The following is an 11776-nucleotide window of genomic DNA, read 5'->3' on the forward strand; positions in this document are numbered from 1 at the left end:
TAAAGTGAGATTGGAAATATCCAATCTCACTTTTGATTACATTCTATCTTCAAATTGACCAATATAACTTGACACTTCGGTGTTATATTCCGCTTTAATATTAGCCTTTCTCAATACTTTCCATGACTTTACTCCTTCATCCGTTTTACGCATGTCTTGGATAACACCTTCTACCCTACGCAGACGAAATTCTTGTTCAGACTCCCATACCTGGTTAATAAATGCTTTGGTTTTCGACATCTTGTCTAAATGTTGCTCTAATAAGGCTCTTTCACCTATCGCATCACCAATGCCCTTAACGGTTATCCTCTTTGGTTTTTCATTCCAATTTTTAAGTTCCCATGTTGCCATCTTAACCCTATCTAATATTTCCTGATCTCTTTTATCCCAATCTACCCGATCATTTTCGCTATTTCCTTTTCGTAATTTAGGTGAATTATTCCCCAACCATTCTTTATCATTTCTATATAAATAGGCATACGTTGATGGTTTTTTGTTTCTCAATTCTGTTTTTGATAAGTTGGGATTATCTTGTTGCAATTGCAACCATATTTTGCGGTGATGTACCGTTGAATCAGCATTCTTTACACTCAAAATTTCCGTAGACTTAGATTCATTTACGTCAGCATTTGTATATTTAATTACCGTATTAGGATCAACATATAACCTACGAGCAATTTCCCGATAACTTAGTTTTTCTTCAAGCAATACACGAAGCTCTTTTTTCCAAATAAATCCAAAGTTCATTATCCTTGTATATCTAAAACGATCTTCTTCATTCTGATCCCGACCTTTTCTCGTATAAGTAAAGCCGCAGTGCTTACAGGAAAATCTACCAATGGGCAATTTAGTTTTCTCACAGCTCCTTATAGAGACTGCTTGAATAACAGCTTTTTTGTAATTTGGACAAACTACATTTAAACAAGGCCAATTAGGAAGACCAAATGGGGTATTTTTAAAAGAAGTTGCCTCGAATGCTACATTTACGTTTAAATCAAGAAAGTTGAGCATCAACAAATGATAGTATGGATGGAACGATTTTCGATGTTTCCTTGAAAAATTGGCTATCCATTGTGTGGCCCTAGGCTCTATGCAAAGAGTATTCAATAACTCTTCAGAATAAAGATTATAAAAGGCGTCATATACCGCTTTTTGCTTTACCCGTCCTTTAAAACTAGCATAACCTTTTTCAATTAAATGATAGCGATAAAACTGTGTAAAATGAGAAAATGATTGGTTTTGATACTTCCTACTCAGCAAATGCTCTGCTTGTAAAACAATATTTTTCAGTTGTATTAGGCTATTCTCAGCAATCTTTCTCTCTCTGTTCAAATCACAGTTGCTAGTGGCTGGTAAGATAAAAGCATGTTTATTAGAATGAGTTATCAATACATCGCTATCCTCTAACCACAACTCATGCTTAGTACAAATGAGATTACCAGGTAGCTGATGAATTCGGTGCCAATACATTTCTCCATACATTTCTATATCTTCTTCCGAACAAGCTGAACAATACTTTAAATACTTGTTTTGAGGAATAGAACTGGCCATAATTCCCGATTGCACATAAATCTTTTTTCCGTCATCACTTACCATAGAATCGTAAATAGATTGTGCCTTTTCTGATGGTAAGAACGCAGTATAGAAAGGATACATTGTATGTTTCTCTATAAGCATCTGCTCATTCAATGTCGTGTTATTAGGTAAATGCTGAATAAGAGAACCAATTCCCGCTGGCAACGATACCGAAGCACTTATGGTCCTCCTTCCAAATAAATCTTCCAATGTATGTTTCCAAAAGATATTTCCAGATCTGATGTGATACCGAGCAACAATACTATATAAAAGTTCATCAGGATACGGGGTTGGGAATTGTATAATCATGATACTTCACATTCAGGGTAATCCTGCTTAATTACATCAGCAGCTAATAATGATTGATACGCAGTTAATTGTTGTTCTTCCCCTTTTTTTATAATGTTTCTTAGGTCGTTACTGATTACTTTGTCCGTCCTTTCTTCTTTATTGTTTAATAGAAGAAACGCATTTTTTACGACTTGCGATAAAGCACCAATTTGGTTGTTCTCTGAAACGACTTTTTGTACTGCCTTAACAGCAACATCATTATTAAAACCAAGCATCCCTAAACGAAAAACAGCATCATTAATGAGTTTAGCCTGCTCATTTTTCCGTTTCACCCCTTCTTGAAGTGAATCCATAACCTGTTTTTGATCAACAATAATCCGCTCTTGTTTAATAAGGTCCTCCATATCTGGTAGCATTAAGTCGTCATATTTTGCTAGCTTGCTGTAGTCTTTGCATTTCAACGTATGTAACATCGGTTGAACCATTTTCAATTCTTCTTGTGCTACTTGTTTAATTAATGTAGTAGTAATTTTCTCCTTACCACTACTAATAGCACGCAGTTGCACCATCATATAGAGCTTTATTGCAATGTCCGAGATTCCTTGAGACTCATAATATAATGCTGAAGAAATCTCCTCTGTAAAATGGGATTCCTCTTTTGTCCACTGGTATTTCCACATTCCCTCAACAAATAAATCCCAAATAGCATCTTTTTCAAAGCGATCCCACAGGATATTCCCCATATTAGTGCTTCTTCTTGCTTGTCTAAACTGTGATTGCAAGACATCCATTGCCTTTGGGGTTCCAACCATAATAAGAGGAATATTTATCGTATTGATTAACGCTGTAAAAAAGTTTAATATCTGTGCTGAACTAGAGTTTTTTATACCCTTTAAATGTTGTAACTCGTCCAAAATTAGCATGCCAAGGTTTATACTTTTAGCAATCTGAGCCATAATGGGCATTAGCTGACTTGTTGACAAATGACTGTTTACGTATCTATTAAAATAGTTGGAGCCCAGAAGTAGGTCTACTTGATACATAAAATCGTAAATAATGGTTTTTACGGAACCATCAAAAGGGGTCTCAATTTTCAAATAGGTTACTTGATAGTGGTTTAATGCTTGCCCTTTATATGACACATGAGAGATGACCTGTGGAATGGTTTGCAAGATTCGCTGTAATGTACGTGTTTTTCCAACACCAGAGACCCCTAAAATACTCAATGTTTGTCCCGTCTGGATAATAGACTTATCAAAAGATTTATTTTGTATATTATTCCAGTTATCAACAAAAGTTTGTGCATAAGTAGAACTTACTGGATTGCGATAGGTATAACCAGTTCTAATCAACCTAGATATTGATGATTCAATTCTTAGATGGATTGGGATAGCTTGAAAATAATGCAGCAACCTAGAAATTAGATGTACTCTCTGATGATCATTCAAATATCTTTCTTCCTTATTATATGGAGGGTACATGCTTAGATGGTCAATGACTTCCTCCTGAGAATAGATTGGAGGCAATGCCTCTATAAGAGGATTGCCTTGATACTCCAATATTTCTTGTTCGTTATAGTCTGCAACTTGTGCTTGGGTGCCATTATGCAATTCAATTATCCCCATCATAAAGCACTTCCTTTTGTTTTTTACGGAAAATATCCATCACTTTTACCGTTTCGCTATCTTGATTTACTTCGTTTAATTTCTTCCTATTAGCATGTTGATTCGCTATGGTTTGCTTTTCCTTTTTCATAATTTCTCTCTCTTTTTCTCGATTTTCCCTAATATTCTTAATATCTTTAGGAACCTTACCGTTTGAAATTTGATTGCCAGACTCTTTTTTCGCTTTTTTAACAATCTCCTCTATCTCTTGAGCTAGCTGAATTGCCCCATTCAAACTGCTCTCCTCATATTCTGCCTCTTTATGCCTTATATCAGTTTTCAAAGTCTCTACTTCTTCCATCTTTGCACCACGATACATTTCATACTGCTCAATTAGTGTACAGACTTCATGTTTCTGTCTATCTATTCGAATGTAGATATTCGATACATCTTGAGGGTCATAATGCACTCCCATACTCCAACTCCCTTGTATTCGAGCCTTAGAAAACCACCGTTCTTTTAATGCTATCGAACAAGTGTAGTATAGATTCCCAAATTTGATTCCTTTCGGGGTGATTTTTGCACTGCCTTTGGGTAAAACGCTGCTTCTTATGGAATTTATAGGAATAGTCCTCAATAAACCTGATCCTTTATGTAACCCCCACTTATAAATTTCAATCGGGATCGGAAGAATATTTTCTTGTATCATACTTTGTGTTAAAGGATAGCCCGTTAAATAATTATGGTTGTTATAATAAATCACCGTTCGGACTAATATTTGAACGTACTCGTTTAGGTTTAATACTGCCTTTTTTCTGTAATCCTTCCCCCCACGCTTCATAAAATCTTTCTGTACCGCTCCAGGGAGGAAGGGAGAGATGTGCTGCTGAAGAAGATCAAAGTATTTTTCACACACGGCCTTTAGCTCAGGTCTGTACGATCCTAGATTTTGGATTTTGATGTTTAAGTCCTCCGTAATCTGAGTTAATTCATTGGAAATTAACTCACTACCTCGATCCGCTAAAATAGTATGCGGTAGATAATGAATGGGCCAATCATCTTTATCAAGATCCATATCAAGAGTTCTTTTACAAAATTCCTTTTTATTTTCAAAAGCATTTGCAAGAGCTAATCTCACCGATTCCTTTGACATACTTTGAATTCCTGCATACACCGAGACGACACATCTGGAAAATATATCTACAGTTAAATAAATGACAGGGCGACCAATAACTTTATTCCGATCACAACTTGATACTAAATAAATATCACCAATGGTAGCATCAATCGCATAAGTACCTACCCCCATTGAGTCTTCTGTAGCGGAACCAGTTATAGCACGATAGTTTTGTAAGTATTCTCTTCTTCCCTCTCTTTTGTGAATGGCATCCTCTGGTTTAAACCACTTGCGATACCAATAGTAAAATTGATCAAAAGAAATTACTGGTCGGTCCATATCCAATACTTTATAGCCAGTTCTCTCATCCTCCTTGGAAAAATGCTCCTTTACCATTTGTTGATAAGCATATTTTAATGAAGGTTTTGAACGAATAAAGTAGTATTTTTCTAGGCTTATTCTAATTATTTTCTTCCACTCATCATTGATTGCTGCTCTCTGAATAGTTGAGGAATAGACAAATGGTCTTCCTGCCTTTTTGGTGTATTGACGTTCCTTCTCCCGTTGTTTTCCGCAATTATTAAAATCAGGTAAGAGTGCATTCTTTACCATTCCTCTTGCCCAATATCGTTTTAAATATTGACGAACCGTCTTTGTACTTAAAGAATAACTTTTACTAGCCGCTTTAATTAACTCTGACCTCCGTTTTGGGATAAAGATATCCGGAATTAGATAGATTTGGTTTATTACTTTCCATACTGTTTCTCTTTTTTCAATTTCTATCTTAGATAAATCCTCATCGTTGACACTGATAGCCCACGGATCAGTTGCAACCTTCGCAATCTCCCCTGTGTTTAAGGATGCTTCTATATTGTGTATTTCCTCACTGTAAGGGAATGACGGTTCATTAACATTAACAAGGAAATAAAGTTGATTCTCCTTATCGACCCAGACTACCCTTTGAATAAATTCTGGATTCTCAGTGCTTTGTAATAAATCATTAATTACCAGCTGCATACCTCACACCACCATTCTCACTACTAAATTCAACATGATAATTATCTATTTCTTTAGTCAAATAGATTTTCTTTCTTAAATCCATGCTTATTTTTTTATGGGCAATCAAATGTTTAAATAAGATCAGAGCCAATCCTTCATCCAAGCTATATTCTCTTTCCAATCGGGTGAAAATGCCTTGAAAGGTGGCTGATTTATCCGACAAATAATGAACCATATCTTTTTTTAAATGCGGCAAATTTAAAGTAAGTGATGGATAATCTTGAATGTCATAGGAGTTCAAGGCCCATCCAATATTTCGGGCCAATTGTTTATTAATCTCTTTTTCCGTAACAATCCCAAAATCAATTCCCTTCTTTTCAAAATACCTTCTTTGTAGTTCCAATCTTTGTAAGGTAGCATTCTTCTCCAGCTCTTGTGATTGCTTAATTATTCTTGCTTGATTATAGTGCTCACCATTTTCCCCCTTCCTTGTTACCAAAAAAGAAACCGTAAAGATATGTGGTACTTGAGTCTTTGTATCAAATAGTTTCTTTGTAAGCTCCTCATCCACTTGAATATTTATGTCGTGGAAATCTAATAAAGGATACTGCTCCCTTATCTCAGTGACATTTTCATCGAACTCCAATAAATTGAAGTAATAAAGCTGCAAATCACTGAATAGATGATGCACCCGTTTCGTCGTATGTCCCAGTGTGCGTGTAGATCTTCCTTTGGATCCTATGTCTTGAACTTGCAGCCACGGCTTATAGTCTTTTCCTGTTCCTTGTCCTCGTTTCTCTTCCAGGAACCTATTGATAGTTCTTTCGTTCCATTCTTTAATCATCTAATATTCTCCTATTCTTTCGGTTTTAAATACAGCAACCCATGAACTAACAAGTCATTTATCTCTTCTCTTAGCACACCCGTTTCTAATACTTCATATTCGTCTTCAATTAATGAATATGGATAAGTTACATCCCGTTGAATTTTGGGACCATTTTTTGTTTTGCTGTAATCAACACTAATCCAACTACGAAGTTCATCAATATTTTCAAAGCGTTGAGATCCGCTCTCCATCTTACGGATAGCCTTTAAAACATTGTGGGATAATTGGGAGTCCTCTCCGTTTAATAAAAGTTGTTCATCGCAAGAAATTCCCCATAAGGTTCTCAACTCTGATACTGAATATTCAAATTCAGCCCCATAATCCAGAAGTAATCTATTAATTAAACCTCGGTTTACCAAAACATACTTATTAGTAATAACTATTAAATCTTTAATAGAATACTCAATGCCCATCATATAAAATGTTTCAAGTTCAAATACAACATTGTTATATTCTGAGGTAGATAATAATTCACCATAGGTCCGTCTGATGAGTAAGTCGATAACTTCTACCTTGTATGTTGAATAAAAATAGCTAGGAATACCTTCTAAATAGTAAGGAGGAAGTGAAAGCAAATACCTCAGTGCATTAGTTGAGTTACCCGCCTTATCTAGTAACTCTTTTAAAACCAAATCATGCTTTCTCCATTCTTCAGAACCATATCTGTCTTGAAGAATTATTTTTCCATTATCCAATACTTCATCTACCTTAATATTGAATTCAAATTCGAATATAGTCCTAAATTCATCATACCCATTGAAAGGGGAATACTTTTTATCAATTGAACCGTTCTTACGACTTATTTCTTCTTTAACTAAAGTTAATTGCCTACGAACTAAATACCGTAGGAACTGCATCCCGATTTCTTTTTCAAATTCAACAGAAAAATCCTCAAAAGAACAGTCTGCTAATTCTTCTATATCTTTTCTGTGAATTTCTGAATTAAAATTATCATCAATGTGATTTATAACAACCTCAATCTTTTCCAACATTTATTTATCCTCCTGAAAAACAATAAAAGGCATCTGTTACGTTGACTTTTGGCAAAACGGATTGTTTTTTTCTCCGTATAACAAAGTCAGCAACAAATGCCTTTAATTTTTTCTATATTTTTATAAATTGACCTGTAAGTACAGTTCATCAAGATCTTCTTGTAATATACCGAGATACCTTTTTGTTTCGGCAACGGATCTATGATTTAGTGCTATACATATGTAATCAAGGGATATTCCTTTCTTAAAAGCCCAATAGCCCCAAGTTTTTCTCATTCCGTGTGTTGAAAATTTCTCTGTTATTCCTACCATATCACAGGCTTCATTCAACATTGATGCAGCATATTGCCTTGTGATAGGCTGATTCATTCCTTTTCTACTGGTAAAAAGAAAGTCGTTCTGATTCTTATCAGGAAACTCTTTCATAAACTCTTTAATGCTTTTCGCTAAATTTGGGGTGATCGGAAATCGCTTATATTTACCAGTCTTCTTTTCGTTCACTTCAATAAACTCTGTTGGCTTCCTACCATCCCATACTTGATTCACTTTCAAAATCAAGATGTCGGAGATTCTGAGGGCCGATGAAACACCAACCATGAAAAGCAAAAAGTCTCTTTTATTTTTCCCTCGAAGGTATCCTTTCACTGCTTCAAGTTGTTTTAAATCCCGAATCGGATGAACAACTTTCACTTTTGATCACCTCCTACATGATCTCACACATTCAGTATATATCTCTATTTGAGTAAGATTCAACAGCCTAGAGGCAAAATCTAAAAATAAAAATCCCAATTTAATAGGATTTCCTTGTTTACTCTCCTCGTTTTTGTAAAGTAAATGAGTCTATAATCATTTATATTATAAATTCATCCTTTTATCCAGATATTCAAATCTATATTTGCATTCATAACAATATTGAAGTGTGTAACTGCTAGTGCTATTCCAACACTTGTTAAAGCGTAACGGTTAAAATACCCATGATTCCATTTGAAGAAGACTGATTCACTCAATGTATCAATAACAAATTGATTTCTTACTGGTGGGTCTAAAACATCTAACGTATTTCCTTCGACTTTTTCGTTTAATTCTTCCGAATAAGATTTCCTTATAAAATATTCAAGATTTTGGGAGGAGTCTGTAGTAATATCATTCGATGCAGCCCCGACGTAAACCAAATGCTCAAAATAATTTCGTTCTTGTATAAATTGTACTAAATCATCAGTTATAATGGTGTCAAGAGATTCTATCAACACTCTGACTTTTGACATTTTGCAATTTTTCACCAAAAATATTGCTGTTAACAAATTTAGTTGGTTTATAGTTAACTTAGGTATTATCTCTATCGCTTCATTTAATACTATCTTTTTTAAAGAGTCTTCTTTTACTCTAAATCTATCTTTTAAAAGATTGGTTAGAATTTCTAAGGTATCGGGGCCACCATTTCGAGCATATATACTTTGAGCTTTTATAAGCGTATATTGAACATCTGGAACTTTAATTTTTTCTATTTGTTCTGGCAATTCCTTCTCTAAATTCCGCAATAATTCATCAATCAATTTTTCTGCTCTTTCTAATGCAACACTTTTTGCTTCCTCACTTAATTCGTAGAAGTTTTGTTTATAAACGTCTAAAGCTATCTGTCTTGCATCGGAATAACTTATCCCAATTTGTTGATTAACCAGAACCTGTCTTCCCTGTATGTTTGTTGAATTGTCCCCACTATTTATTTCATTTTTCTTGTCCATCATTTTTACCACCAAGTGTTATATTAACATCCTTTCCACTTTGAATGTTTGTTGAATTATTACCTGAATTAATCATTTGCTCTTTTCCCTTATGATTTTTTGTAAAGAGACCTATAATGCCCAAAATAGCAGACACACCAATACCGCTAAAAATCCAATTTATATTCTCTTGTATCCATTCCATTTTAGTACCCTCTCTGTAATTATTAATTATTTACTGTGAGTACAACTTTTTCAATCTATATCCCAATAACGATTTGATAAGCTATTAAATGCCATACTCCTATCCCCTTTAGACTTATTACAATGTTCACATGTAAGTTGGAAATTAATAGGATCATTATTACCACGATTTTCTAACGGAATAATATGGTCATAATTTTCAGTATTATCTAAGTTGAGTATCTTTGTTAAATCAGCACCGCAAATCTGACATCTCCCTTTATCTCTCATAAATACTCCTCGCTTTAACCATTGAGGAATATATTTGCATCTTTTTATAACTCCGTCTTTCTTTAAGTATTCTGGAATATCTTCTGCCTTTAAATTTAAAATTAACTCCCTTAACTGAGAATTAAACTCGAATAAGAAAAGTTTATTTGAATACAACACGGTAAATATATCATCTATAATTACTGGGCTCAACTCGTCCATAAAAAAGTCAAATAATTCTCTTGCATAATCCTCAGCTTCTTCAAATTCTTCAGGATTCAGTTCATCATCTGTCTTACCGACATTATCAAACTTACCTAAAATTGTATAATCAATATTATAGAAGTCCAAGAGACCAGTTAATGTATTTATTACCTCCATTGGAAAGTGTTTATCCAACATGTAGTCATAATTAGTAAAATAAATATATTCTATGTACTCATGTAGTATAGTTTTTTTACGTGGTTTGGCACAGATTGATAAAAAATCAACATCTGCATAAAAAATCCAGTTTTCAATTGTTAAGTCATTTAATCCATACAATTCTGCTATTACATGGGAAGCCATATTTATTGCTTCATTCCCATGCCATTTAATTTTTGTGCTTCTCTTATCCAAAAGATTCATATCCTTTCCAACAATTCTGTTGTTTGAAATCCTAGTGAAAATATTATTTCTCCTATTTCCTTTTTATCTATGTAGTAATCCACCATTATCGTTAAGGCTATACCCATAAAACATACAACTAAATATATTAATTCCTTATTTTTCCTTTGCCCATAATTATACCATAAGGTCTAATAAGCCATGGGTACATCCCAGATAAGAAAACTAATATTTTGAAACACATTCTATTAATTATCCTAGAAGCTATGATTCTGGAACAGATTAATTTACAGTAGGGTTAGTATAATTTTAAACTAGAAATCAAAATGTTATAATTAATCATAATAGAAATTAAATTACTAATTGAATTGGGGAGAATTCTATGGCGACAAGTCAAACAAAACCATATCGCATAACGGCTGAGGGTATTCCTCTTAAACACGAACAAAGTGAAAAAATATATAAGACCTTCTTTGCAGTATCTGACTATTATAAAAAGCACCCTAATCCTGGAGCATGCCATCTAATCTCCAGCATTTTTCACATCTTACTTAATGAACAAAAAGTTGAAAATGATTTATGTATCGGAGAGGTAAAAACTGGATTTCAATATTTTGATCATTCTTGGATAGAAATTGATGGTAAGGTTTTCGATATTGCCATCCAACTGACATTAGATGGAACTAGGAATGCCCCAATCTATGCAGGGTATGATTTACAAACCGAAGTAAAGTCTGATAGGACTTACGGATCCCTATCACCAACTGGTTTTGATAGAGATGCAAATCAAGTCTTGAGAACTCCTTTTGTAAAATACATGGATCGGTACCCCCATTTTAAAGAAGGGGCATGGAAGATTGTTAAAGTTGTTGGTAGAGAACTCCGATTGAAATTGGATATAGCTGAACTTCGACAGAGATACAAAAATACAGAACGCACTTTGAAAACGTCTCCCTCTTAAATGCAGTGCTGTCTTTAAGTAAAGTATAGGGCTACCTATTGCAGTCTTTTTCAATTTGGTAGAAGATTTTCATTTAATGGCTTGTATAATTACTTATATAATCAATCAATCTGAGTTCTTGCCTGTTTTGCCAGTCACAAATAAAACCATCTAGCCCAAGGACTCCGTCAAAATCATCACATAAATTAATGAGAGTTTCAAAATGATCTCCATAAAAACTTATAAGACCCCTTAAAGAATTTCTATCTTGAATGATAAAAAGTTTATGTGCTTTTTCAGGATAAGAAATAGGCATATTAATTTTTTGCCCACTCAAGGTAACGAAGTTGTTTTCTCCACCGTTTACAATCCAGTGTCGAATGGGATTAAAACACTCCTTTAAAACAAAATCTTGGCCTTTCACAAAGGCCAAGTAATTGAATATGATTTTCGCACAGACCCTATAAAAAGTCTCATCAAATTCAATTGTTTGAAAAACTTTTACCTGCTCTGTTCCCTTGCGTGCAGTTTGATTTTCTAATGTATTTTCAAGAGAATTCATTATAAAATTTTTAATTTGTGGTTCATGCTG

Annotated in this window: 10 protein-coding genes and 1 pseudogene; 1 reads left to right on the forward strand and 10 read right to left on the reverse strand. The window is 34.1% G+C overall.

The window, feature by feature from the left end:
• Nucleotides 1-36: 36 nt before the first annotated feature.
• The 9 genes from OMHG_RS16395 to OMHG_RS16435 form a co-directional block, all read right to left on the reverse strand.
• Nucleotides 37-1884, reverse strand: a complete 1848-nt coding sequence (locus OMHG_RS16395) for a TnsD family Tn7-like transposition protein (RefSeq protein ID WP_010651984.1) — start codon at nucleotides 1882-1884, stop codon at nucleotides 37-39.
• Nucleotides 1881-3494, reverse strand: coding sequence for an ATP-binding protein (locus OMHG_RS16400; RefSeq protein ID WP_237566212.1), 1614 nt, complete (start codon nucleotides 3492-3494; stop codon nucleotides 1881-1883). Before OMHG_RS16400 ends, OMHG_RS16395 begins: the two co-directional genes overlap by 4 nt.
• Nucleotides 3478-5604, reverse strand: coding sequence for an integrase catalytic domain-containing protein (locus tag OMHG_RS16405; protein WP_010651986.1), 2127 nt, complete (start codon nucleotides 5602-5604; stop codon nucleotides 3478-3480). The genes OMHG_RS16400 and OMHG_RS16405 overlap by 17 nt, the downstream gene beginning before the upstream one ends.
• Nucleotides 5588-6430 (reverse strand): heteromeric transposase endonuclease subunit TnsA, encoded by an 843-nt coding sequence (locus OMHG_RS16410; protein WP_010651987.1) that lies wholly within the window; start codon nucleotides 6428-6430, stop codon nucleotides 5588-5590. The genes OMHG_RS16405 and OMHG_RS16410 overlap by 17 nt, the downstream gene beginning before the upstream one ends.
• A gap of 11 nt (nucleotides 6431-6441) precedes the next feature.
• Nucleotides 6442-7464: a hypothetical protein gene (locus tag OMHG_RS16415; protein WP_010651988.1), complete on the reverse strand. Its 1023-nt coding sequence runs from the start codon at nucleotides 7462-7464 to the stop codon at nucleotides 6442-6444.
• A 120-nt stretch (nucleotides 7465-7584) separates the two neighbouring features.
• Nucleotides 7585-8154 (reverse strand): tyrosine-type recombinase/integrase, encoded by a 570-nt coding sequence (locus OMHG_RS16420; protein WP_010651989.1) that lies wholly within the window; start codon nucleotides 8152-8154, stop codon nucleotides 7585-7587.
• 173 nt (nucleotides 8155-8327) lie between these two features.
• A complete protein-coding gene (locus OMHG_RS16425; protein WP_010651990.1) occupies nucleotides 8328-9206 on the reverse strand; it encodes an LPO_1073/Vpar_1526 family protein in 879 nt (292 codons plus the stop codon).
• Complete coding sequence (locus tag OMHG_RS16430) at nucleotides 9190-9390, reverse strand: hypothetical protein (RefSeq protein WP_010651991.1); 201 nt, start codon at nucleotides 9388-9390, stop codon at nucleotides 9190-9192. Before OMHG_RS16430 ends, OMHG_RS16425 begins: the two co-directional genes overlap by 17 nt.
• A 50-nt stretch (nucleotides 9391-9440) precedes the next feature.
• Entirely contained in the window at nucleotides 9441-10256 is an 816-nt protein-coding gene (locus OMHG_RS16435; protein ID WP_010651992.1) for an HNH endonuclease, read from the reverse strand.
• A gap of 370 nt (nucleotides 10257-10626) precedes the next feature.
• Between OMHG_RS16435 and OMHG_RS17580 the strand changes: the two genes are divergently transcribed.
• Nucleotides 10627-11205 (forward strand): lasso peptide biosynthesis protein, encoded by a 579-nt coding sequence (locus tag OMHG_RS17580; RefSeq protein ID WP_010651993.1) that lies wholly within the window; start codon nucleotides 10627-10629, stop codon nucleotides 11203-11205.
• 73 nt (nucleotides 11206-11278) lie between these two features.
• On the opposite strand, the pseudogene OMHG_RS18630 reads toward OMHG_RS17580, so the two are convergent.
• Nucleotides 11279-11776, reverse strand: a pseudogene (locus OMHG_RS18630) (hypothetical protein); the annotation flags it as partial.

The sequence above is a fragment of the Oceanobacillus massiliensis str. N'diop genome, assembly GCF_000285495.1.
GTDB classification, from domain to species: domain Bacteria; phylum Bacillota; class Bacilli; order Bacillales; family Amphibacillaceae; genus Oceanobacillus; species Oceanobacillus massiliensis.